General features: G+C 69.8%; 21 protein-coding genes. 3 read left to right on the forward strand and 18 right to left on the reverse strand.

Features of this window, described 5'->3' with window-relative positions; translation table 11 throughout:
• Positions 1–70: 70 nt before the first annotated feature.
• Entirely contained in the window at positions 71–1,072 is a 1,002-nt protein-coding gene (locus tag BCL67_RS06985) for a DegV family protein (RefSeq protein ID WP_106122736.1), read from the reverse strand.
• The gene (leuS, locus tag BCL67_RS06990) at positions 1,072–3,624 is read right to left on the reverse strand and encodes a leucine--tRNA ligase (protein ID WP_106122737.1); all 2,553 of its coding nucleotides are present in this window, start codon (positions 3,622–3,624) and stop codon (positions 1,072–1,074) included. Before leuS ends, BCL67_RS06985 begins: the two co-directional genes overlap by 1 nt.
• Positions 3,625–3,701: 77 nt before the next feature.
• Here leuS and BCL67_RS06995 point away from each other — a divergent pair, with 77 nt between their 5' ends.
• On the forward strand, positions 3,702–4,811 hold the full coding sequence (locus tag BCL67_RS06995; RefSeq protein WP_106122738.1) for an alpha/beta fold hydrolase: 1,110 nt from the start codon (positions 3,702–3,704) through the stop codon (positions 4,809–4,811).
• A 7-nt stretch (positions 4,812–4,818) separates the two neighbouring features.
• On the opposite strand, the gene BCL67_RS07000 is transcribed toward BCL67_RS06995, so the two are convergent.
• Positions 4,819–6,837, reverse strand: coding sequence for a primosomal protein N' family DNA-binding protein (locus tag BCL67_RS07000; protein ID WP_146131104.1), 2,019 nt, complete (start codon positions 6,835–6,837; stop codon positions 4,819–4,821).
• An 85-nt stretch (positions 6,838–6,922) separates the two neighbouring features.
• On the opposite strand from BCL67_RS07000, the gene BCL67_RS07005 reads away from it, so the two are divergent.
• Complete coding sequence (locus tag BCL67_RS07005; RefSeq protein ID WP_258174844.1) at positions 6,923–7,633, forward strand: TVP38/TMEM64 family protein; 711 nt, start codon at positions 6,923–6,925, stop codon at positions 7,631–7,633.
• A 21-nt stretch (positions 7,634–7,654) separates the two neighbouring features.
• Here the strand turns inward: BCL67_RS07005 and BCL67_RS07010 are convergent, their stop codons facing one another.
• Positions 7,655–8,563, reverse strand: a complete 909-nt coding sequence (locus BCL67_RS07010) for an EamA family transporter (protein WP_106122740.1) — start codon at positions 8,561–8,563, stop codon at positions 7,655–7,657.
• Positions 8,564–8,631: 68 nt separating this feature from the next.
• On the opposite strand from BCL67_RS07010, the gene BCL67_RS07015 reads away from it, so the two are divergent.
• Positions 8,632–9,483 (forward strand): LysR family transcriptional regulator, encoded by an 852-nt coding sequence (locus BCL67_RS07015; protein ID WP_106122741.1) that lies wholly within the window; start codon positions 8,632–8,634, stop codon positions 9,481–9,483.
• An 8-nt stretch (positions 9,484–9,491) separates the two neighbouring features.
• Here BCL67_RS07015 and metK read toward each other — a convergent pair whose 3' ends face one another.
• From metK to efp, 14 genes are all read right to left on the reverse strand, one after another.
• On the reverse strand, positions 9,492–10,709 hold the full coding sequence (gene metK, locus BCL67_RS07020) for a methionine adenosyltransferase (RefSeq protein WP_106122742.1): 1,218 nt from the start codon (positions 10,707–10,709) through the stop codon (positions 9,492–9,494).
• A 44-nt stretch (positions 10,710–10,753) separates the two neighbouring features.
• Complete coding sequence (coaBC, locus tag BCL67_RS07025) at positions 10,754–12,070, reverse strand: bifunctional phosphopantothenoylcysteine decarboxylase/phosphopantothenate--cysteine ligase CoaBC (RefSeq protein ID WP_106122743.1); 1,317 nt, start codon at positions 12,068–12,070, stop codon at positions 10,754–10,756.
• Between the two features lie 122 nt (positions 12,071–12,192).
• A complete protein-coding gene (rpoZ, locus tag BCL67_RS07030; protein WP_036476028.1) occupies positions 12,193–12,456 on the reverse strand; it encodes a DNA-directed RNA polymerase subunit omega in 264 nt (87 codons plus the stop codon).
• Positions 12,453–13,058: a guanylate kinase gene (gene gmk, locus BCL67_RS07035; protein WP_106122744.1), complete on the reverse strand. Its 606-nt coding sequence runs from the start codon at positions 13,056–13,058 to the stop codon at positions 12,453–12,455. The genes rpoZ and gmk overlap by 4 nt, the downstream gene beginning before the upstream one ends.
• A 26-nt stretch (positions 13,059–13,084) precedes the next feature.
• Entirely contained in the window at positions 13,085–13,405 is a 321-nt protein-coding gene (gene mihF / locus BCL67_RS07040; protein ID WP_106122745.1) for an integration host factor, actinobacterial type, read from the reverse strand.
• 123 nt (positions 13,406–13,528) lie between these two features.
• Entirely contained in the window at positions 13,529–14,407 is an 879-nt protein-coding gene (gene pyrF / locus BCL67_RS07045; protein ID WP_106122746.1) for an orotidine-5'-phosphate decarboxylase, read from the reverse strand.
• Positions 14,404–17,796, reverse strand: coding sequence for a carbamoyl-phosphate synthase large subunit (carB, locus tag BCL67_RS07050; protein ID WP_106122747.1), 3,393 nt, complete (start codon positions 17,794–17,796; stop codon positions 14,404–14,406). The genes pyrF and carB overlap by 4 nt, the downstream gene beginning before the upstream one ends.
• Positions 17,789–19,117: a glutamine-hydrolyzing carbamoyl-phosphate synthase small subunit gene (gene carA, locus BCL67_RS07055; RefSeq protein WP_106122748.1), complete on the reverse strand. Its 1,329-nt coding sequence runs from the start codon at positions 19,115–19,117 to the stop codon at positions 17,789–17,791. The genes carB and carA overlap by 8 nt, the downstream gene beginning before the upstream one ends.
• The gene (locus tag BCL67_RS07060) at positions 19,114–19,689 is read right to left on the reverse strand and encodes a PH-like domain-containing protein (protein WP_106122749.1); all 576 of its coding nucleotides are present in this window, start codon (positions 19,687–19,689) and stop codon (positions 19,114–19,116) included. The genes carA and BCL67_RS07060 overlap by 4 nt, the downstream gene beginning before the upstream one ends.
• Positions 19,686–21,065, reverse strand: a complete 1,380-nt coding sequence (locus BCL67_RS07065; RefSeq protein ID WP_106122750.1) for a dihydroorotase — start codon at positions 21,063–21,065, stop codon at positions 19,686–19,688. Before BCL67_RS07065 ends, BCL67_RS07060 begins: the two co-directional genes overlap by 4 nt.
• Positions 21,062–22,057, reverse strand: coding sequence for an aspartate carbamoyltransferase catalytic subunit (locus BCL67_RS07070; protein WP_106122751.1), 996 nt, complete (start codon positions 22,055–22,057; stop codon positions 21,062–21,064). Before BCL67_RS07070 ends, BCL67_RS07065 begins: the two co-directional genes overlap by 4 nt.
• Positions 22,057–22,653 carry a bifunctional pyr operon transcriptional regulator/uracil phosphoribosyltransferase PyrR gene (pyrR, locus tag BCL67_RS07075; protein ID WP_106122752.1) on the reverse strand — a complete coding sequence of 199 codons (597 nt, stop codon included), beginning with the start codon at positions 22,651–22,653 and terminating at the stop codon, positions 22,057–22,059. The genes BCL67_RS07070 and pyrR overlap by 1 nt, the downstream gene beginning before the upstream one ends.
• Positions 22,654–22,780: 127 nt before the next feature.
• A complete protein-coding gene (gene nusB / locus BCL67_RS07080) occupies positions 22,781–23,206 on the reverse strand; it encodes a transcription antitermination factor NusB (RefSeq protein WP_106122753.1) in 426 nt (141 codons plus the stop codon).
• A gap of 8 nt (positions 23,207–23,214) precedes the next feature.
• On the reverse strand, positions 23,215–23,778 hold the full coding sequence (gene efp, locus BCL67_RS07085) for an elongation factor P (RefSeq protein ID WP_106122754.1): 564 nt from the start codon (positions 23,776–23,778) through the stop codon (positions 23,215–23,217).
• Positions 23,779–23,801: the final 23 nt, after the last annotated feature.

Genomic DNA, 23,801 nt, shown 5'->3' on the forward strand with positions numbered 1-23,801 from the left:
AAAACAGTCACGAAGCGGACAACTCAGGGCGGAGCGTCCCGAAGGGCCGAGCGTCAGGAACGACGGAGCGTCAGGGAGCGGCAGGAAGGGCGGGGTTCAGGGACACCGCGAGGGCGCCCAGGCCCAGATGCGCGCCCAGGACCGGGGGAAGATCCACCACCGGCACCGGGGAGGCGGAGAGCGGAGCCAGCGCCTCGGCCAGCTCCAGGGACTGGGCGGGGTTGCCGAACCCGTGCACCGCCAGCCGCGGGGCGTCCATCGAGTGCGCATGCTGCGCCACCCGCGCCTGGAGCCGTTCCAGCGCGCGTGGCATGGTGCGGGGTCGCTCCACCGGCTGGATCTCACCGTCGACGAGCTGCAGCAGCGGCTTGACCCAGAGCAGCCCGCCGATCAGCGTGGACATCGCGTTGATCCGTCCACCGCGGCGCAGCTGATCGAGGTTGGGCAGCACGAACAGCGACTCCGCGGCGTGGGCGCTGCGTGACGCGGCCTCGGCCACCGACTCCAGGGTGCCGCCGAGCTGCGCGGTGATCGCCGCGTCGATCACCGCGTGCCCGAGCCCCAGGCCGGCCTGGCGGGAGTCAACCACGGTGACCGGGAAATCCAGCTGTCCCGCGGCCAGCCGGGCGGCCTCCACGGTCCCGGAGAGCTTCGCGGAGAGGTGGATGGACACCACCCCGGCGTATCCCTGGTCCCGCAGCGCCTGATAGGAGTTCAGCAGCCGTCCCGGCGAGGGCCGTGAAGTCCGCACCGGGTTCCCCTGGGCCAGCGCCAGCGGCAGGTCCCGGTCCAGCTCTTCACTGGTCTCCGGGTAGATCTGCTCGCCGATCATCACCGGGAGCGGCACCGAGATGATGTTCGCCCCGACCGGACCCAGCAGCACCTCCTGGGTGTCGCGGTCCACCGGAAGCGAGCAGGACGAGTCGGTGACCACCGCGATGCGGCCCTTCTTGCGGCGCAGGTTGGGTCTGCGCCCCGGCACCGCGGCCCGCCGGGCGAGCAGGTCGGCCTCGATGGCGCCGCGCCATCGGACCAGGCTCTGCTGGCAGCGTTCCGCGGGCCGCGGGGTCATCAGCCTGTCACGACGTTGACCAGCTTCGGTGCGCGCACGATGACCTTGCGCACCCCGCCGCCCTCGGCGATGTAGCGCTGGATCCGCGGCAGCGCCAGCGCCAACGTCTCGAGCTCGGCCTCGGTGATGTCCGCAGCGACCTCGAGCTTGTCGCGCAGCTTGCCCTTGACCTGGACCACCGCGGTGACGGTGTCCTGGACCAGCAGTGATTCATCCACGGCCGGCCAGGCGGAGTTCGCCACCGAGGGCTCGTGGCCGAGCATCGCCCACATGTCCTCGGCGGTGTAGGGCGCCACCAGGGAGAGGATCTGCGCGGTGACCTCCGCGGCCTCGCGAACTGCCGGATCGGCTGCGCCGGCGCCGGAGTCGATCTCCTTGCGGGCGGCGTTGACCAGCTCCATCGTGCGGGCGATCACGACGTTGAACTTCTTGTCCTCGACCAGCTGGGCCGCGTCCTGGATGGTCCGGTGGGTGACCGCGCGCAGTCCCTTGACCCCGTTGACCGGATCAGCCCCGGCATCAGAGCTGACATCCTGGGCCAGTCGCCAGGCGCGGGCCAGGAACTTCGCCGAACCCGAGGGAGAGACGTCGGCCCAGTCCACGTCGTCCTCCGGCGGGGAGGCGAAGACCATGGTCAGCCGGACGGCGTCGACCCCGTAGATGTCGAGCTGCTCGCCGAGGTTCACCCCGTTGCCCAGGGACTTCGACATGGCCTTGCCCCCGTTGAGGACCTGACCCTGGTTCAGCAGCGCCTTGAACGGCTCGGTGAAGTTCACCAGACCCAGGTCGAAGAGCACCTTGGTGAAGAACCGGGAGTAGAGCAGGTGCAGGATGGCGTGCTCGACCCCGCCCACGTACTGGTCCACCGGCAGCCACTTGTTGATCTCCTCGCGGGGGAAGATCTCGGCATCGTTGTTCGGGTCGATATAGCGCAGGTGGTACCAGGAGGAGTCCACGAAGGTGTCCATGGTGTCGGTGTCCCGGGTGGCGGCGCCGCCGCAGGACGGGCACTCCACATTGACCCAGTCCGTCGCTCCGGCGAGGGGGGACTTGCCCTTGGGCGCGAGCTGCTCGCCGCGCATCCCGGTGGGCAGCTTCACGGGCAGCTGATCCTCCGGCACCGGGACCTCACCGCAGTCAGCGCAGTGGATGATCGGGATCGGTGCACCCCAGAAGCGCTGGCGCGAGAGGAGCCAGTCGCGCAGCCGGTAGTTGACCTTGGCCTCGCCGACGGCCTTCTCGGCGAGCACCTCGATGGCGCGGGCGATCGCGGCGTCCTTGCCGAGTCCTTCCCAGGCCGGGGAGTTGATCGCATTGCCCTCACCGGCGGTGGCGATGCCGGTCTGGGACGGGTCCTCTTCGCCGGTGTCGACGACGACGCGAACCTTGAGTCCCATGGTGCGGGCGAACTCCAGGTCGCGCTGGTCATGGGCGGGAACGCCCATGACCGCGCCGGTGCCGTAGTCGGCGAGCACGTAGTCAGAGGCCCACAGCGGGAGTTCTTCACCGGTGATCGGGTGGATCGCGTAGCGGCCCAGGAAGACGCCGGTGCGTTCCCGCTCGGCGGACTGGCGCTCGATGTCGGAGACGCTGCCCAGCGCGGCCCGGTAGGCCTCGAGCTCGGCGCGCTTGTCCTCGGTGACCAGGTCCATCGCCAGATCGGCGTCGGCGGCGACCACCATGAAGGTGACCCCGTAGAGGGTGTCCGGGCGGGTGGTGAAGACCTCGACCGGCGGGTGCTCCGGGGCGTCGGGCGCCGAGGTGATCTCGTAGCGCACGGAGGCGCCGGTGGAGCGGCCGATCCAGTTGCGCTGCATGGAGAGCACCCGGTCGGGCCAGTGGCCCTTGAGCTCGTCCATGTCCTCGAGGAGCCGGTCGGCGTAGTCGGTGATCTTGAAGTACCACTGGTTCAGCGACTTCTTGATCACAGCGGTGCCGCAGCGTTCACAGGCCCCGTCGACGACCTGTTCGTTGGCGAGCACGGTCTGGTCCTTCGGGCACCAGTTGACCGGTGAGTCCTTCTTGTACGCCAGGCCCTTGTTGTAGAACTGCAGGAACAGCCACTGGGTCCAGCGGTAGTAGGACTCATCCGAGGTGTGCAGCCGGCGGGTCCAGTCGGTGCTGATCCCGTAGCGCTTGAACGAGGCCGCCTGGGTCTCGATGTTGGCGTAGGTCCAGTCAGCGGGGTGCGCGTCGTTCTTGATCGCCGCGTTCTCCGCGGGCAGCCCGAAGGAGTCCCAGCCGATCGGGTGCAGCACGTTGTAGCCGCGCAGCCGAGCGTACCGGGCGGGGATGTCCCCGATGGCGAAGGCCTCGGCGTGACCCATGTGCAGGTCGCCGGAAGGGTACGGGAACATGTCCAGCACGTACTTCTTCTCCCGGGTGTCGGCCGGATCCACCACGAAGGTGCCCTGTTCCTCCCAGAGGGGCAGCCAGCGGGCCTCCATCTCCTGGAAGGAGTACTGCTTCTTCTCACCCTGGGAGTCAGCCGAAGGGCTGCTGGGCTGAGTCGCAGTGGTATCGGCTGCAGCGGTTTCGCTCGCGTGGCTCACCTGGGGGGCACCTCGTCGTCGTCGGGTCGTATCTTGGACCCCGCCAGTCTAATTGAGTTCCCCGGTAGGCTTGGCCAGTGAGCCGCACGTGGACCGAGCACCCAGCTCGAACAGGAATCAGACGAGACGTCCCGCTGGACTTCGCCTCCCCCGAGGCCGCGGGAGGCTCCAGGACCGGCACCGGTTCGGACAGCCAGACCGACGACGACGGCGCGGCCCGGCTGAGCACCTCAGCGGCGGTCTGGCACTACCCCGCCCAGACCCCGGCGGCCACCGCGGCCACCGCGGCACCGGGTCCGGCACGTCGGCTGCTGCTGATCCATGGCTTCCGCGGGGACCATCACGGGATGGCGCTGATCGTCGACGCGCTGCCGGAGTTCGAGGTCTTCGTCCCGGATCTCCCAGGCTTCGGAGCCACCCCGCCGCTGCAGCGCCGACCTGCCGGTGCCGTCGGTCCTGCCGCTCACGGCCCTGCGGTTCACACCCTGGCGACCTATGCGGCCTGCGTGGAGGCCCTGGCCGCGGCCTTGGAGCTGGGGCCCTCCGATGTGCTGGTTGGCCATTCCTTCGGGTCAATCGTGGTCGCGGCGCATGCCGCGCAGACCAGCCCCGCGGCGGACGCCGCACCGACCCGCCCCGCGCAGGCTGACCCCGCAGTGCAGATCTTGCCGGCTCGACGGTGGGCCGGGCTCGCGCTGTTCGCGCCGATCAGCGATGACATCTTCACCGGGAGCCTGCTGCCGGGGGCGGCGGCCGTGGACCTCTACTACCGGTCCAGCCAGTGGCTGCCCCACCGATGGGCCCAGGCGCTGCTGCGCTCTCCGCTGGCCCAGGCGGTCACCAACGCCTCGATGATCGTCACTCGCGAGCCGGAGCAGGTGGCGTACATCCGGGATCAGCACCGCCAGCATTTCAGCGGCTACGCCGATCCGCAGACCCTGCTGCAGGCCTACTGGGCCTCAAGCCGACACACCGTCACCGAATTCGCGCAGCAGCTCGACCTTCCGGTGCTGCTGGTGCCGGGAGCAAAGGACCAGCTGAGCACCCCGGCGGGGCAGCGGCGACTGCGCCGGACGCTCCCGCAGGCACGCTCGGAGGTCCTGCGCGACACCGGGCACCTGCTGCACTACGAGAAGCCGGCCCAGGCCGCCCGTGCGCTGCGGCGGTTCGTCGCGACGCTGGACTGATCCAGCATCAGAACTGCAGGCTCGCGATGTCGTCCATGGCGATCCGCAGGCCGCGGCCGCCGCGCGCGGCCCCGGGAGGGGCGGCGCTGTGCGTGCGGCGGATCCGGCGGATCTCGGTGACCACCGCTGCCGCCTCGGCGTAGCCGAAGAACAACAGGTAGCGGTGCCGCCCGTCATCCAGCGCGGCCGGTCCGATCCAGGCGCGGCCTTCAGGCAGCTTCACCTGGGCGAGGAAGGCCTCGGCCTCGGCGGGGTCGCCGGTGAGGCTGAGCATGCGCTGCGCCGGCGGCAGTCCGAGCTCCAGCCGGTTGTAGAGCTCCCGGCGGGCGTAGCCCACCGGATCCCAGCGCACCATGGTGGCGGTGAGCTCCTCGGCGTCGGCGGTGATGACCACGGTGCCGCCCTCGTCCTTGTGCGGTCGCACCAGGGAGGCCGCGCGGAACCAGCGGGAGAGCACCTGGCGCGGCACGTCCAGACCCTCCCGGCTGAGCTGGGTGTCACCGTCGAGCAGCAGCGCCGTCGCATACCCGGTCTCCGCCACGGGCTCCACGCCGGGGGTGCTGACCACCAGAGCAGGTTCCTGACCCACTTCGGCGATCGGGTGATCCGAGGTCGACGAGATCACCGGGGTGTTCGGGAACGCCCGACCGAGCTCCTGCGCGGTGCGATCGGCGCCACGGGTACCGGCGCGGAAGGTGGTGGAGCCGCATTCGGTGCAGCGGTGGTTGCGGTGGTGCAGCCCGCACCAGCGGCACTTCAGCGTCCTGGACTGCCCGTGGTGGGCCGGCAGGCTCAACGGTCCGTGACATTGCGGGCACTGCTGTCGGCTGCGGCAGCGCTCACAGAGCACCGCCGGGATGAATCCGCTGCGCGCGACCTGGATCAGCACCGGTCCGTGCTGCAGTCCGTCGCGGGCCGCCTTGTATGCGGCCGCGGGCAGCCGGGCCTGCCGGAACGCGGGTTCGCGCTCCTGCTCATAGGAGTCCACGGTGGCGATCATCCGGGGCGCGGCACGACGGCGCTCCTCACGCTCGGGGGCGGCCTCGGCGAGCCAGCCGCGCTCGACCAGCCGCTGCACCTCCAGGCTGCGGGAGGTGGAGAGCATCACCAGCTCCGCACCGGTCTGCACCGTGCGCAGCAGCGCCACCTCCCGGACATGGTGATACGGCGCCCTGGGGGCCGCGTGGGTCTGTTCACCATCTTCGAAGACCACCAGCAGCCGCAGCCGCGCCACCGGGGCGAAGACCGCGGAGCGGGTGCCCACCGCCACTCGGGCCTGCCCGTAGCGCAGGTCCAGGAAGGACCGGTAGCGCGCCGAGGGGCCCATCTCGGCGGTCAGCTGGACCGCGATCCCACTGCCCAGCGTGGCGGTGAGGGCTTCCATCAGCGTCTCCACATCGCGCTGGTCAGGCACCACGACCACGGCGTCTCCCTCCCCCGCCAGGCAGTCCTGCACCCGCTCCAGCACCTGCTGGGTCCAGGACTGCGGCCCATAGGACTTCAGGGCCAGCGCGGCGCTGCGTGGACGCGGGTTCTCGGGGTCGAGCTCGGCGGTGGGGGCGCGCAGACCGGCGTACTCCTTCTCCACCCGAGCGGCGCGCGGCGGGATCGCGGCGCGCAGCACATCGGCGGTGACACCGGCGCCGCGTTCCGCGACCTGCTGGGCAAGGCTCAGGATGTCCTCGGAGAGCACCGGCAGGGCGGTCACGAGCTTGGTGATCAGGGAGAGCCGCGACGCGGTGGAGGCTTCCTGCTTGCGACGCAGGACATACCCGGTCATCTCCCGTCCGGAGAACCGCAGCTTCACCCGGCATCCGGGCACGATCTTCTCGGCGAGATCGATCGGCACCACGTAGTCGAAGGGGCGATCAAGGTGCGGCACGGCGGACTCCAGCAGCACCTCCGCCACCGGGAGATCCTCGGTGGCTCCGGCTGGCAGCTGCGGGGCGGGCTGCGGCGCCAGGGAGTCCAACAGGGCAGGCTGGTTCGAGTGCTGCCCCGCTGCTGATGCTGGGTCCTGCGCCACGCTGATCCACCCCTTGCCATGATTTCCGCTGCCCTGCGATCGTATCTCTCACCATGGACACTCAGGGATGCGTAGAGTTGAGCCGATGAGCCACAAAGCCCTCGGTCCCGCGTGGGGCTCCTTCTTCCGCAACGCGCTGCTCGTCGCCGTGCTCGCCGGCATGATCTACGCCGCTTTCAATCTGCGGCTTCCCCCGCTCGATGAGCTGCAGCAGCGCATCGAGGACTTCGGATGGGCGGGCTGGCTGGTGTTCGTCGGGCTCTACGCCGCCGTCGCGATGACCCCGATCCCGGTCACCATCATGGCCGTCAGCGGCGGACTGATCTTCGGCACCCTCGAGGGAAGCGTGCTCTCGGTGATCGGAGTGCTCATCGGCTGCTTCGCCGCATACCACCTGGCCCGCCTGCTGGGCACCCAGGCGGTGCGAAAGCTGCTGGGGTCACACGCGGAAAAGGTTGAGTCACACCTGGAGGGCGCCGGCTTCGAGGCCGTCTGCGCCCTGCGGCTCACCCCGGGGGTCCCCTACTGGCCGGTGAACTACGGCAGCGGCGCCTTCGGCGTGACCCAGCGCGACTTCGTCGTGGCCAGTGTCATCTCGACCGTCCCCGGGCAGGTCGCCCTGGTGGCGCTGGGCGCGTTCATCGCAGACCAGACCATCGTCAACGGTGTCGTGATCGGCGTCTCCTGGGCCGTGGTGGTGGCGATGACGATCTGGGCCTACCGCAGCTGGCGCGGCACCTCGAACCACCGACTCCCCGGGGCCGGATTCGCTGCCGAAGCCTCGACCGGAACCTGAGCCTGAGCCTCCTCCGGCTGGTCAGCGCACGGCAGCCCCGTCGGCCTGGAGATCGATCTCCGGACTCCGGGGTCGCCGTGCCCCACCGGCGAGCGTCAGCGCGTTGCTGAGCACCACCAGCACCACACCGGTCCAGCCGAGGAGATCGATGGACTCACGCAGGAACACGGCGCCCACCACCGCGGCGAAGAGCGGGTTCAGGGACATGCCGAGCCCGAACATCAGCGGGGTGATGTGCCGCAGCACGATCAGGTCCAAGGCGTAGGGCACCGCGGTGGCCAGCACCCCAGCGGCCGCGGCGTAGAGGAACGCCTCCGGGGGCAGCGTGACCTCCCACAGGACGATGATCGCGATCGGGACCATGGCGGCCGAGGAGAGCAGCGTGGCCACGGCCGTGCCCTGCACACCGGGCACGCGCTGCCCGACGAGCCGGTTGGTGAGGATGTATCCCGCCCAGCAGAGTGCCGCCGCGGCTGCCAGCCCCAGCCCGAGCAGGTCGCTGGTGGGGCCCGGTCGGGTCAGCAGCACCACCCCCGTCAGGGCCAGCAGAGCACAGAGCAGGTCGCGGGCCCGTCGTGAGGACAACAGCGCCACTGCCAGGGGGCCCAGGAACTCGATGGTCACCGCGGTGCCCAGGCCGATCCGGTCCACCGCGGAGTACAGCGCCGTGTTCATGCCGGCGAAGAAGAACGCCAGCAGCCCGACGGCGCGCCACTGGCCGGGGTTGAAGCGCCAGAACCGCGGGCGGGCGATCGCGCACAGCACGATGCTGGCGACCACCTGTCGGGCTGCGACCACTCCGACCGGAGTGAAGGTCGCGAACGCCAGGGACCCTATGGCAGCCCCGGACTGGGTGCTCAGCGCGCTGGCGGAGATCACCGCGAACCCTCTCCCCGGACGCCCGGCGAGGGGCGAGTCTGATCTGTTCATGGCTCGAGTCTCGACCCGGCTCAGGCATACGCAAAATGCATACCTGAGGAGTGATATACGCTTCAGGTATGTCATGGGAGCTCAGACACATCCGCACGCTGGTGGCGATCGCAGAGAGCGGCAGCCTCACCGATGCCGCAATCGCCCTGGGCGTCTCTCAGGCGCAGGTCTCCCGGACCCTGAAGGCGCTGGAGCAGGCCTGGGGTGTGAGCCTGGTGCGTCGTGGCTCCCGCGAGGCGTCGCTGACCGCGCAGGGACGCCAGGCCGTGCGCCGAGGGCGCCATCTGCTGGCCCTGGCGGACCAGCTGGAGGCCGACTCCCAGGGCCTGGAGCGGCTGCGTCTCGGCTACGCCTGGGCCGCGGTCGGACGGCACACCCAGGCCCTGCAGCGCACCTGGGCCGAGCAGCACCCGCAGGTCGCCCTGGCGCTGGTCCGGGGCTCCGGAACCCTCGCGGGGCTGGCAGAGGGTCTCGTGGATGCCGCGATCGTGCGCACCACACCTGCGCCAGCCAGATTCGACTCAGCCCTGGTGGGCGTGGAACGTCGCGTCGCAGGCTTCCCCGCGGAGGACCGGTGGGCGGCTCGCCGTCGGATTCGGATGGCCGACTTCGCGGGGCGCCCGCTGCTGGTCGACACCCGGGCCGGAACCACCACGCCCGCGCTCTGGCCGGAGGCGCAGCGCCCCGCGTTCGCCGCAGAGGTCGACAGCGTCGACGCCTGGCTGGACGCTATCACTGCGGGGGTGGGCATCGGGGTCAGCGCGGAGGCCACGGCGCACCAGCACCAGCGCGCCGGCGTGCTGTACCGGGTGATCTCCGACGCCCCTCCGGTCGAGGTCCGGCTGGTCTGGCACCGCGGTGAGCACAGCGCCGCCATTGCCGCGCTGCAGCGGCTGCTGACCGAGCTCTATGCGCGCTGACCAATAGGTCAGGCGTTGAAGAAGGACTTCAGCTGCTCGACCCGGTCCAGACGCTCCCACGGGAAGTTCTCCCCGTCACGGCCGAAGTGCCCGTTCTTGGAGGTCTCGCGGTAGATCGGACGCAGCAGGTCCAGATCCTCGATGATGCCCAAGGGGCGCAGGTCGAAGACCGCGTCGATGGCGGCGGAGATCTGGGCCGGGTCCACCTTCTCGGTGCCGAAGGTCTCCACGTAGATGCCCACCGGGTGGGCGCGCCCGATCGCGTAGGCGATCTGGATCTCGGCGCGGTCGGCCAGTCCTGCGGCCACGACGTTCTTGGCCACCCAGCGCATCGCGTAGGCCGCGGAGCGGTCCACCTTCGAGGGGTCCTTGCCGGAGAACGCGCCGCCGCCGTGGCGGGAGAACCCGCCGTAGGTGTCGACGATGATCTTGCGTCCGGTCAGGCCGGCGTCGCCCACGGGCCCGCCGACCACGAAGGGGCCGGAGGGGTTGATGATCTCGGAGAGCGTGGCCAGGTCCAGCCCGGTGTGCTCCAGCACCGGCGCGATGACCTGGGCGCTGATCTCGCTCTGGAGCTGCTCCTGGGAGATATCCGCGGTGTGCTGGGTGGAGACCACCACGGTGTCGAGGCTGACCGGGCGGTCGCCGTCGTAGCCGATGGTGACCTGGGTCTTGCCGTCGGGCCGCAGGTAGGCCAGCTGGCCGTTCTGGCGGACCTTGGTGAGCTGCGCGGAGAGCTGGTGGGCCAGCGAGATGGCGCTGGGCATGTAGCTGGGGGTCTCGTTGGTGGCATAGCCGAACATGATGCCCTGGTCGCCGGCGCCCTGGGCGTCACGGCGGTCCTCGGCGCCCCCGCGGGCCTCGAGGGAGTTGAACACTCCGGCGAAGATCTCTGGGGACTGCTGACCGATGGAGATCGAGACGCCGCAGCGGGCGCCGTCGAACCCGTTGGCCGAGGAGTCGTAGCCGATGTCCAGCAGCGTGTTGCGCACGATCTGCGGGATCTCCACGTAGCCCGAGGTGGTGACTTCACCGGCCACGTGGACCAGCCCGGTGGTGGTGAGCGTCTCCACGGCCACCCGGGAGTTCCTGTCCTCGGCGAGCAGCGCGTCGAGGATCGCGTCGGAGATCTGGTCACAGATCTTGTCCGGGTGACCGATCGTCACGGATTCGGAGCTGAAGAGGCGCAGCGAGGACCCAGCCGCGGAGGTGTTGGAATGCGTCACCCGGTCATCCTACGGCAGGCTGATCCGGACCTGACCAGCGTGCTTCACACGACGTAAGCGGCGGCCGCCGCGATGATCGCCTCGGCTGCCTCGTGCTTGGTCCCGCGCAGGGTCGTCACCACTGCCTCGGCAGCGGTGGGAGCGGCGGCGGCACCGGCGGCAGCGGCGGTGAGCCTCGGCGCGGTGAGGATGTGGATCTCGGTCTCGTCGCGACCGAAGACCAGCCTCTCCCCCACCTGGTTGAGCACCAGCAGGTCGCAGCCCTTGCGCAGCAGCTTGGCCTGGGCCAGCTCCAGCGGGTCGGCCTCGGCACTGCCGGTCTCCGCGGCGAAGCCGACGATGACCTTGGGCCCGGTCCCCGTCGTCCGGCGCTGCTGGACGGTCTCGGCGAGGATGTCTGGATTGCGCTCCAGGGTGATGACGGGGTTCTCCCCGTCGTCGGTCTTCTTGATCTTCTGCGCGGCATAGCTCGCGGGTCGGAAATCGGCGACGGCGGCGGCCATGATGAGCAGGTCCGCCTCCGGTGCGGCGCGCTGGACGGCGGCCTGAAGCTCGGCGGCGGTCTCGATGTGTTCGACCGTGATGTTCCCGGCGTGCTCCGGGGCCTGGACGTCCATGATCCCGGCGATCAGGTGCACCTGGGCTCCTGCGGCGGCGGCGGTCTCGGCCAGCGCGGCGCCCTGTTTGCCGGAGGAGCGGTTGCCGAGATAGCGCACCGGGTCCAGGGGTTCGCGGGTGCCGCCGGCGGTGATCACCACCGTCCGGCCCTGCAGGGGTCCGGCGGGTGCTGACCCGGGAGCGCCGTGGTCGGCGTCGGCAGGGACGTCAGCAGAGAGCTCAGCGATCAGCTCGGCGACCCGGGCGAAGATCTGCTCAGGCTCCGGGAGCCGTCCCGGGCCGGTGTCCTTGCCGGTGAGCCGGCCGACGGCGGGCTCCATGACCTCGACGCCGCGGCTGCGCAGCACCGCGACGTTCTCTGTGGTGGCCGCGCTGTTCCACATCTCGGTGTGCATCGCGGGGACCATCAGCACCGGCGCCTCGGAGGCCAGCAGCGTGGTGGTGAGCAGGTCATCGGCCATCCCGGCGCGGGCCCGGGCCAGAAGATCGGCGGTGGCCGGGGCGACGACGATCAGGTCGGCCTCCTGGCCGAGTCGGACGTGGCGGACCTCGTCGACGCCGGAGAACACCGAGGTGGTCACCGGGCGGCCGCTGATCGCTTCCCAGGTGGCCCGTCCGACGAACTTCTCCGACGCGGGGGTGGGGATCACATCGACCTGGTGTCCGGCCTCTCGCATGAGCCGCAGGAGGAGGACCGCCTTATAGGCGGCGATGCCGGCACTGACTCCAAGAACGATGCGCATCCGCCCAGATTACCCCGCAGGCACGCACGTGGGTGACTGCGGGGTGGTGCTGCTCGACCGGCCGTGCCGTGCAGAGACAGCTGTCCGATCAGGGGCGCGGCCCGATCGGCCGCGCCGGGTGATCAGGAGGCGGGGTTGACCGCGGGGTGGTTGACCAGCAGGTCCTCGTTGATCTCGCGCAGCGCGATGGACATCGACTTCTCGTTGAGCTTGGTGTCCACCAGCGGCCCGACGTACTCGAAGAGGCCCTCGTGCAGCTGAGCGTAGTACGCGTTGATCTGGCGAGCGCGCTTCGAGGCGAAGAGGACCAACGAGTACTTCGAGGCGCTCTTCTCCAGGAGGGAGTCGATCGACGGGTAGATGATGCCTTCGGTCTGCTCAGTCACTTGGGGAGTTGTCCTTCAGATTGGGGTGATGCATAGGTGAAGCCCATGCGTGCTACAAGTTCGGCTGCGGCGCGATCGAGCTCGTCGTTGATGATCGAGACATCGAATTCCTGCTCTGCAGCAAGCTCTATCTTAGCCGTTTCCAGCCTGCGCCGCTGTTCCTCCTCGGATTCCGTGCCGCGACCGACCAGCCGGGAGACCAGGTCCTCCCAGGACGGCGGTGCCAGGAACACGAACTGCGCCTCGGGCATGCTCGCTCTGACCTGGCGGGCTCCCTGCAGATCGATCTCCAGCAGGACCAGCTTTCCAGCCGCCAAGGCGGCATCCACGGTGGAGCGCAGCGTGCCATAGCGGTGCTTGCCGTGCACGGTGGCCCACTCCAGGAACTCCCCGCGCTCGACGAGCTCGTCGAAGCGCGCGGGGTCGATGAAGTGATAGTCGACCCCGTCGACTTCGGTGGGGCGCGGCGCGCGAGTGGTCGCCGAGACCGAGAAGTGCACCTCTGGATAGTGGGTGCGGATGAATCGGCTCAGCGTCGACTTGCCGACGGAGGTCGGTCCGGCGAGCACGGTGACGGCGGGACTGCCGGGGACTGCTGACAATGCACTGGCTCCTTGGGCTGGGGTGGTCAGCCCAATTCTGCCAGATACTCCTTCAAGGCTCGTCTCTGCTTGACCCCGAGTCCGCCGAGACGACGGTTCACCGAGATCCCGAGGTCCTCCAGGGCCTTGGTGGCGGTCACGCGACCGACGCCGGGCAGGGATTCCAGCAGCTCCAGGGTCTTGAGCCGAGCCACGGCTTCGGAGCTGGACGCGCGTTTGAGGACATCATCGAAGCTGATGCCCCCGTTGCCGAACTCCTTCTTCAGCTGTGCCCGCTCGACTCGGGCGGCCAGCGCCTTGCGCCGGGCGGTGTCGCGCTCTTCTTTGGTCAGTTCTCGCAGTGCCACGATTCTCCCCCAACGTCCGTGGTGCCGCCGCTAGGAACGGTTTCTGCTGACTGCACCAGGTGATATGGAGCAGAATCTAGTGGCTTCAGGGACGAACATCAATAGAGAACGGCCTGCGAGTTCTCAGCCCAGATCCGCCTTCGCCAGCTCAATGGCCCTTGTCAGCGAAAACAGGTCAGGTCCTTGACCGAGGATGCCCCGTGAGGAGTTCACCAGGACCTGCTCGCGGTAGCTTGCGCCGAAGCCGTCGCGCAGCGTCTGCGCATCCGCGCCCTGGGCGCCGTAGCCCGGTGCCAGCAGCGGCAGCCTCCCGGCGGCGAGATCGATCCCGTGGTCTGCGGCGAGCCCCGCCGTCGTCGCGCCGACGACGAGCCCGATGCTGCCGAGCTCCCCGGCGTCGTCCTGGATCAGCGCGGCGGAGGCGGCTGCCGCCGCGGCGGCGATCTGCCCGGCCACGGTGACCCCCTGCGGGTCGCGGGCCAGCTGGACCTGCTGGCCCTCCGGGTTGGAGGTCAGCGCGAGCACGAAGAGTCCGCCGTGGTGGCGGGCGGCGGCGTCGATCGCGGGCTGCAGCGAGCCGAAGCCCAGATAGGGGCTCACGGTCAGCGCGTCCGCGCCGAAGTCGCCGTGCGGGTTCAGCCAGGCCTCGGCGTAGCCCGCCATCGTGGAGCCGATGTCGCCGCGCTTGGCGTCGGCGATGACCAGCAGCCCGGCCGCACGGGCCTGGTGCTGGACCTCGCTGAGCACCTGCATGCCGGAGACCCCGAAGCGTTCGAAGAACGCGACCTGAGGCTTGAGCACCCCGACCCGGCCCGCGCAGGCCTCGAGCACCCTGGCGCAGAAGCTCCGCAGTCCGGCGGCGTTCTGGGTGAGTCCCCAGTCGCTCAGGATCTGCGGGTGCGGGTCCAGGCCCACACAGAGCCGACCATGGGTGCTCATCGCGGCGCCGAGCCGGATGCCGAAGGAGATCTCGGCAGCCTGGCTCGGGGCGCTGGAGCTCATGCCCGGGCCTGTTCCGCCGGCGCCGCCTGCGCCGCAGCGGAGGCCTGCGTCCGTGCAGCCTGCGTGGCAAGTTCTGCCTGGTGGCGCTGTTCGGCCTGCTTCAGCCGTTCCGCGTGCTCCTGCAGCGAGGCGACGGACCAGCTGAACTGGCCCAGCGCCTCGATGGCCTGCACGGCGGCGCCGAACTCGGCCACGGTGGTGATCACCGGGGTGCCCACCGAGGTGGCCGCGGCGCGGATCTCGTAGCCGTCGCTTCGGGCGTCGCCGCCGGAGGGGGTGTTGATGATCAGCGCGATCTCTCCGCTCTCCACCCGTTCCAGGATGGTGCCGCCCTGGGTGTCGGCGTCGGCGATCTTCGCCACCGTGGTGGTCTCGACCCCGTTGCGGCGCAGCACGTCCGCGGTGCCGCCGGTAGAGACGATGGAGAAGCCCAGGTCGGCCAGGCGCTTGACCGGCATGATGATCGCGCGCTTGTCCCGATTGGCCACCGAGACGAAGACGTTGCCGGAGGTGGGCAGCGGGTTGTTCGCCGCCTGCTGGGCCTTGGCGAAGGCGGTGTCGAAGTGCTTGTCGATGCCCATCACCTCGCCGGTGGAGCGCATCTCCGGGCCGAGCAGGGAATCGACCACGCGTCCCTCGGGGGTGCGGAAGCGGGCGAAGGGCAGCACGGCCTCCTTCACTGAGACCGGCGCGCCCGGGGGCAGCTCGGAGCCGTCCCCGGTGGCCGGCAGCAGGCCGGAGAGCTGGTGCCCTGAGCCTGCGCGCAGCTGCGCGATGCTGACCCCGGTGCCGATGTGCGCGGCGGCCTTGGCCATCTGCACCCCGGTGGCCTTGGAGACGAACGGCACCGTGCGGGAGGCGCGCGGGTTGGCCTCGATCACGTAGAGGATGTCGGAGGCCAGGGCGAACTGGATGTTGATCAGGCCCTTCACGCCCACGCCCTCGGCGATGGCCCGGGTGGCGACCCGGACGCGTTCGAGCACGTCGGGGCCCAGCGTGATCGGCGGCAGCACGCAGGCGGAGTCGCCGGAGTGGATCCCGGCCTCTTCGATGTGTTCCATGATGCCGCCCACGAAGAGCTGCTCGCCGTCGTAGAGGGCGTCGACGTCGACCTCGATGGCGTCCTCGAGGAACCGATCCACCAGCACCGGGTGCTCCGGGGTGACCTCGGTGGCGTTGGCGATGTAGCGCTCCAGGCCGGGCTCGTCGTAGACGATCTCCATGCCGCGTCCGCCGAGCACGTAGCTGGGCCGGACCAGGACCGGGTAGCCGATGCTGTCGGCGACCTTCTTGGCGTCCTCGAAGCTCACCGCGGTGCCGTTCTTCGGGGCGATCAGTCCGCCGCGCTGGAGCACCTGGTCGAACTCTCCGCGGTCCTCAGCGAGGTCGATCGCCTCCGGGGAGGTGCCGAGGATGGTCACGCCGGCGTCGGCGAGCTGCTGGGCCAGCTTCAGCGGGGTCTGCCCGCCGAGCTGGACGAAGACGCCGGCCACTCCTCCGGTGCGCTCCTCCGCCGCGATGACCTCGAGCACGTCTTCCAGGGTCAGCGGCTCGAAGTAGAGCCGGGTGGAGACGTCGTAGTCGGTGGAGACGGTCTCGGGGTTGCAGTTGACCATCACGGTCTCGTAGCCGGCCTCGCGCAGCGCCATCGTGGCGTGGACGCAGGAGTAGTCGAACTCGATGCCCTGCCCGATCCGGTTGGGCCCGGAGCCCAGGATGATCACCGAGGGCTGATCGTGGTGCACGATCTCGTCCTCGAGGTCGTAGGAGGAGTAGTGGTAGGGGGTGAAGGCCTCGAACTCGGCGGCGCAGGTGTCCACGGTCTTGTAGACCGGGCGGATCCCCAGCGCGTGGCGGACTCCGCGGACCACCGCGGCGTCCATGTGGCGCAGCGCGCCGATCTGCTCGTCGGAGAAGCCGTGCCGCTTGGCCAGGCGCAGCGCCTCGACGTCGAGCTCGGGGGCCGAGGCCACGGCCGTCGCGGTCTCGTTGATCAGCTGCAGCTGATCCAGGTACCAGGGGTCGATGCCGGTGATCTCGTAGACCTGCTCGATCGAGGCGCCGGAGAGCAGCGCCCGCTGCACCTGGTGCAGCCGCTCGGTGGTCGCCGTCGCCATCTTCGCCAGGAGCTGCTCGAGCTCCTCCGGGCCGGCCACGGTGAAGTCGAACTCGCTGCCGCGCTGCTCCAGGGAGCGCAGCGCCTTCTGCATCGCCTCGGTGAAGTTGCGTCCGAACGCCATCGCCTCGCCCACGGACTTCATCGTGGTGGTCAGCGTGGGGTCCGCGGCGGGGAACTTCTCGAACGCGAACCGCGGGACCTTCACCACGACGTAGTCCAGCACCGGTTCGAAGCTGGCCGGGGTCTTCTGGGTGATGTCGTTGGGGATCTCGTCCAGGGTGTAGCCCAGGGCGAGCTTGGTGGCGATCTTGGCGATCGCGAAGCCGGTGGCCTTGGAGGCCAGCGCGGAGGACCGCGAGACCCGCGGGTTCATCTCGATGACGACGACGCGGCCGGTCCCGGGCTCGATGGCGAACTGGATGTTGCAGCCACCCGTGGCGACGCCGACCTCGCGGATCACGTTGATCGAGATGTCACGCAGCCGCTGGTACTCGCGGTCGGTGAGCGTCATGGCCGGAGCCACGGTGATGGAGTCGCCGGTGTGCACGCCCACCGGGTCGAAGTTCTCGATGGAGCAGACCACGACCACGTTGTCCTTGGAGTCGCGCATCATCTCCAGCTCATACTCCTTCCAGCCCAGGATGGACTCCTCCAGGAGCACCTCGGTGGTCGGTGAGTACTGCAGCCCGGCGCCGGCGATCCGGTGCAGGTCGCGTTCGTTGTAGGCCATCCCGGAGCCCAGTCCGCCCATGGTGAAGGAGGGGCGCACCACCATCGGATAGCCCAGCTCCTCGGCGGCGGCCAGCGCCTCCCCCATGGAGTGCACGATCAGCGACTTGGCGGACTCCGCGCCGGAGCGCTCCACCACGCCCTTGAACTTCTGCCGATCCTCGCCCAGCTCGATCGCGGCGATGTTCGCGCCGATGAGCTCGACGCCGAACTTCTCCAGCACCCCGTCCTTGTCCAGCGCGATCGCGGTGTTCAGCGCGGTCTGCCCGCCCAGGGTGGGCAGCAGCGCGTCGGGGCGCTCCTTCTCGATGATCTTCGCGACCACCTCGGGGCTGATCGGCTCCACGTAGGTGGCGTCGGCGAACTCCGGGTCGGTCATGATGGTGGCCGGGTTGGAGTTGACCAGGATGACCCGCAGGCCCTCCTCCTTGAGCACTCGCAGGGCCTGGGTGCCGGAGTAGTCGAACTCGGCGGCCTGTCCGATGACGATCGGGCCGGAGCCGATGACCATGACGGACTTGAGGTCTTGACGCTTAGGCATTGAGTGGGTTCCCTCCACGGGTCTCAGTGTCGGTGATGGTCTCAGTGGCGGCGGTCGCGGTGCCGGAGGTGTTTGCGGCGGTGACGGTGTCGGCACCGGTGCTGGTGCGCGCGTCGGTCATCAGTTCGACGAAACGGTCGAAGAGGTAGGCCGAGTCATGCGGGCCGGCCGCGGCCTCGGGGTGGTACTGCACGCTGAAGGCGGGGATGTCGAGGCAGCGCAGGCCCTCCACGACGCCGTCGTTGAGGCTGGAGTGGCTGACCTCGACCCGGCCGAAGCGGTCCTGCGGGGCGGTGACCACCTCGCCCACCGGGGCGTCCACGGCGAAGCCGTGGTTCTGCGAGGTGATCTCGACCTTGCCGGTGGCGTGGTCCATCACCGGCTGGTTGATCCCGCGGTGGCCGAAGGGCAGCTTGTAGGTGCCGAAGCCCAGGGCGCGGCCGAGGATCTGGTTGCCGAAGCAGATCCCGAAGAACGGGGTCCGGTGCTCCAGCACCTCGCGCAGCAGCCCGATCTGGTTCGCGGCGGTGGCGGGGTCTCCGGGTCCGTTGGAGAGGAAGACTCCGTCGGGGTTCAGCGCCTCGATCTCGGCGAAGCTGCTGGCGGCGGGAAGCACGTGCACGCGCAGTCCGCGTTCGGCCATCCGCACCGGGGTCATGGTCTTGATCCCGAGGTCGATGGCGGCCACGGTCGCGACGACCGCGTCGGTCCAGCCGTGGTCGCGGGGCTCCACGACGTAGGCGGTGTCGGTGGAGACCTCTTCGGCCAGGCGGGCTCCGGCCATCGAGGGCTGGGCCTTGACCTCGGCGACCAGCTCGGCGACGGGACGAGCGGCCTGGTCTCCGGAGAAGATCCCGGCCTTCATCGACCCTGCGGAGCGCAGGTGCCGGGTGATCGCCCGCGTGTCGACGTCCTTGATCCCGACGATCTCCTGGAGGGCGAGCTCCTCGTCCAAGGTGCGTCGGGAGCGCCAGTTCGAGGGGCGGCGGGCGGCGTCGCGGACCACGTAACCGGCGACCCAGATCCTGCGCGACTCGGCGTCCTCGTCGTTGATCCCGGTGTTGCCGATGTGCGGTGCGGTCTGGACCACGATCTGCCGGGCGTAGGACGGGTCGGTGAGCGTCTCCTGGTACCCGGTCATCCCGGTGGCGAAGACGGCTTCACCCAGGCGGGCGCCCTGGGCGCCATAGGCGGCGCCGCGATGCACGGTGCCGTCCTCGAGGACCAGCAGCGCGGGAGCCGCGGCCGGGGCGGAGGGCGGCGTCTGGGCAGCTGGGGAGGACGGCGCGGAGGCCAGAGTGGCAGAGGTGTGTCGGGTCATGATGATGGTGACTCCTCGTCGGAGGGACTGGCGTAGGGACGGGCAGAGGGACTGATGACGGATCTGAGCTCGTCGAGGAGCTCCTGGTGGGCTTCTGCGTGGCGGGCACGGAAGGCGGTCTCCACGGGCTCCTCGCCGAGCCGCCAGCCGATGATGACGGCGCCGTCGCGTTCCACGAACTTCCCCACCACTCCGCGGTCGGTGCGCACATGGTCCAGCGCGGCCGCGGAGATCAGGTAGTTGGGGGCACCGGAGCGGAAGACGGCGACGCCCTGGTCGTGGACCTCGAGCCGTCCGTTCGTGCGCACGCCGAGGCCGTGGACGGCGACGCGGTCGAGGTAGTCCCCGGCCTTGACGGTGCCGATGACCATGCCCTCGGCGGCGGCCCGCGGCTGCGCCTCGAGCAGTGCGGCGGGGACGTCGTCAGGGGCCGGAAGTCCGCCCTGTCGGCGTTTGCGGCCGCGCCAGCCGAGCCAGAGCAGGCCCAGCAGCAGGGCGATGATGCTCAGCGCGATCCACAGGTAGTTCAGGTAGGTCCCGGTCATGTCCGGGGCGGTGGTGGCCAGGGTCACGCGCTCACCTCTCGTGCCGGAGTCTCGGGCGTCGGGTGGGTCAGCGGCGTGTTGAGCTCGCCGTCGAGCACCACCGGGTGTCCGTGCAGGAAGGTCGCGCGCACCGACCCGGGCAGCTCCATGCCGCGGAACGGGGAGTTCCGGCCCTTGCTGGCGTGACCGGCTGGGTCCACGACCTGTGTCGACTCCGGGTCGATGAGGATCAGGTTGGCGGGCTCTCCCGCCTCGAGCGGGCGGCCCTGGTGGGCGTGGCGGTAGATCCGCGCCGGCATGATCGAGGTCACCTCGGCGAAGCGTCGCCAGTCCATGAGCCCGGTGGCGATCATGGTCTTGATGATCACCGGCAGCGCTGTCTCCAGTCCGGTCATCCCCATGGCCGCGGCGGACCATTCGCATTCCTTGGCCTGGGTGGGGTGCGGGGCGTGGTCGGTGCCGATGATGTCGATGGTGCCGTCGGCGAGGCCGGCGCGCAGCGCCTCGACGTCGGCGCTGGTGCGCAGCGGCGGGTTGACCTTGTACACCGGGTCGTAGCCGCGGACCAGCTCGTCGGTGAGCAGCAGGTGGTGCGGGGTGACCTCGGCGGTGACGTCGATCCCGCGCTCCTTGGCCCAGCGGATGATCTCCACCGAGCCGGCGGTGGAGACGTGGCAGATATGCAGCCGCGAGCCCACGTGCTGGGCCAGCAGCACGTCGCGGGCGATGATGGATTCCTCGGCCACGGCGGGCCAGCCCGGCAGTCCGAGGATCGCGGAGACGTCGCCCTCGTTCATCTGGGCACCCTCGGTGAGCATCGGTTCCTGGGCGTGCTGGGCGATGAACCCGTCGACGGTCTTGACGTATTCCAGCGCCCGACGCATCAGCACCGGGTTGTGCACGCACATCCCGTCGTCGGAGAACATCCGCACCTGGGCGGAGGACTCGGCCATGGCGCCGAGCTCGGCGAGCCGCTCACCGGCGAGCCCGACGGTGACCGCCCCGACCGGGTAGACCTCGGTCCAGCCGGAGGCCCGGCCGAGCCGGTGCACCTGTTCGACGACGCCGGCGGAGTCCGCCACCGGGGAGGAGTTCGCCATCGCGTGGACCGCGGTGAAGCCGCCCTTGGCGGCGGCCCGGCTGCCGGTCTCCACGGTCTCGGCGTCCTCGCGGCCGGGTTCGCGCAGGTGGGTGTGGAGGTCCACCATGCCCGGGAGCATGATCAGGCCCTCCGCTTCGAGGGTGCGGAGGCCCTCGGGCTGCTCGGCGTGGAGCTGCTCGGCCTGGGCTCGGGCAGCGTCTCCGACGGCGGCGATCCGGCCCTCGGTGATGAGCACGTCGAGCGGTGCCTCGCCGTAGGGCCGAGCGCCCAGGACCAGGGTGGCGGTGCGGGTGTGAGTCATGCGGTGTTCCTCTCTGAGCTGCTCAGCAGCAGGTGCAGCACGGCCATGCGGACCGAGACTCCGTGGGAGACCTGGTCGAGGACCTGGTTCATCGGGGAGTCGGCCGCGGCGGCGGAGATCTCGACTCCGCGGTTCATCGGGCCGGGGTGCAGGATCATCGGGGTCTGTCCGGCGGCGCCGCGGTGTGCTTCGAGCCGGGCCAGCCGTTCATCGGTCAGTCCCCAGCGGCGGGTGTATTCCGCGGCGGTGGGGAAATAGGCGCCGCCCATCCGTTCGGCCTGCACGCGCAGCATCATGATCGCGTCGGGCCCGGCCTCCGGGCCGGAGCCCAGCGCCTCGTCGAGGCTGTAGTACACGCTGACCGGCCATTTCTCCACGCCCACCGGCAGCAGCGTGGCCGGGGCGACCAGGCCGACGTCGGCGCCCAGGGTGCGCAGCAGCCAGATGTTGGACCGCGCCACCCTCGAGTGCAGGATGTCACCGACGATGAGCACCCGCATCCCGGTCAGGTCGGTGCCGCGCGGGTCCTGGCCCTGGGCGGCGGACCAGCCGCGGCGCAGGGTCAGTGCGTCGAGCAGCGCCTGGGTGGGGTGTTCGTGGGTGCCGTCCCCGGCGTTGATCACCGCGCAGTCGGTCCAGTCCGAGGCGGCCAGCTGTGCGGCCGCTCCGGAGGCCCAGTGCCGCATCACGATCGCGTCGGCGCCGATGGCCTCCAGGGTCTGCACGGTGTCCTTCAGCGACTCGCCCTTCGAGACCGAGGAGCCCTTGGCGGAGAAGTTCATGACATCGGCGGAGAGCCGCTTGGCGGCGGCCTCGAAGGAGATCCGGGTGCGGGTGGAGTCCTCGAAGAAGAGGTTCACCACGGTGCGGCCGCGCAGCGTCGGGAGCTTCTTGACCTCGCGGGTGGAGACGGCGGCCATCTCCTCGGCGGTGTCGAGGATGCTCAGCGCCTGGGTGTGGCTGAGATCTGCGGTGGAGAGCAGGTGCCGCATCAGCGCTCACCCGCCTGGGAGTCTGCGCCGCGGGCGCGCCGGATGACCACGGCCTCCTCGCCGCGGGGCACGCCGTCGATCTCGTCGAGCAGCACCGAGACGCGCTCCTCGCGGGAGGTGGGCAGGTTCTTGCCCACATGGTCTGAGCGGATCGGCAGCTCGCGGTGGCCGCGGTCGACCAGGACTGCGAGCCGGACGACGGCGGGGCGGCCCAGCGCCTGCAGGGCGTCCAGGGCGGCGCGCACGGTGCGTCCGGAGTAGAGCACGTCGTCGACCAGGACCACGGTGGCGCCGTCGACTCCGGCGCCGGGAATCGTGGTGGGCTCGGGGGTGCGGGCGCCATGGGCGCGCAGATCATCGCGGTAGAGCGTGATGTCGAGGGAGCCGATGGACTGGGCGGGATCGAAGGCGGGATCGATCCGGGCCAGCCGCTCACCCAGGCGGCGGGCCAGGATGGTTCCGCGGCGTGGGACGCCGAGCAGCAGAAGACCTTCGACCCCGCGGTGGGACTCGACGATCTCGTGGGCTATGCGTGTGAGGGCCCGGTCCATGTCGGACGCGGACATCACATGAGAGGTCTCGGGTGAGCGTGTCACCGTATGACTCCTTCCTCGCCTCACTGGACGATGTTTAAAGGAAATCTGGATATTCAGGTTTCGGCTCCGCAGCCGTCCCGTCAGGGACCAGGTTCGCAGCCGTCGGCGCCGGGGAACGGCGCCGGGTTCACTCTACGTCATCGACCTCGACCAGCGTGGGCTTGAGCACCTGGATCCGTCCGAGCAGCCCGTTGACGAAGCTGGGCGAATCATCGGTGGAGAGCTCCTTGACCAGCGCCACGGCCTCGGAGACCGCCACGTTGTCGGGGATATCGGTGTTGCACAGCAGCTCCCAGGCGCCGATGCGCAGCGCCATCAGGTCCACCCGGGGCATCCGCTCCAGGGTCCAGCCGCGGGCGTAGGTGGCCAGGATCTCATCGATGTGCTCCTGCTCGGACTTCACACCGTCGATGAGCTCGAGGACGTATTCATTCACGATCAGATCCGCGCGCTCGCGCCGGACCCGCAGGACCTCGAAGGGGTCCATGTCTCGCTGTTCGGCCTCGAAGAGGATCTCCAGCGCCCGACGGCGGGCTTTGCTTCGCTTTGCCACTGGGGGGATCAGTCCGTGACTCGGCCGAGGTACGCGGAGGTGCGAGTGTCGACCTTCACGCGGGTGCCCTGGTCCACGAACAGCGGGACCTGGATCTCGTGTCCGGTCTCGAGGGTGGCGGACTTGGTGCCGGCGTTGGAGCGGTCGCCCTGCAGGCCCGGCTCGGTGTAGGTGATCTCCAGGACGACCGAGGGGGGCAGGTCGAGGTAGAGCGGAGTGCCGTCGTGCAGTGCGATGGTCACCTCGTGGGACTCGAGCAGGAAGTGCGCGGCGTCGCCGACCACGGTGGCGGGCACGGTGATCTGGTCGTAGTCGCGCAGGTCCATGAAGACGAAGTCCTCACCGTCCTGGTAGAGGTACTGGTAGTTGGATCGGTCGACTGTGGCGAACTCCACCTTGGCTCCGGCGTTGAACGTCTTGTCCACGGCCTTGCCGGTGCGGATGTTCTTCAGCTTGGTGCGCACGAACGCGCCGCCCTTGCCCGGCTTGACGTGCTGGAACTCGAGCGTGTTCCACAGCTGTCCCTCCATCTTGAGGACGGAGCCGTTCTTGATGTCGTTCGAGCTGGCCACAATCTGCCTTTCCTTGGGTCATA

The sequence above is a fragment of the Nesterenkonia sandarakina genome (genome assembly GCF_003003175.1).
In the GTDB taxonomy this organism is placed as follows: Bacteria; Actinomycetota; Actinomycetes; order Actinomycetales; family Micrococcaceae; genus Nesterenkonia; species Nesterenkonia sandarakina_A.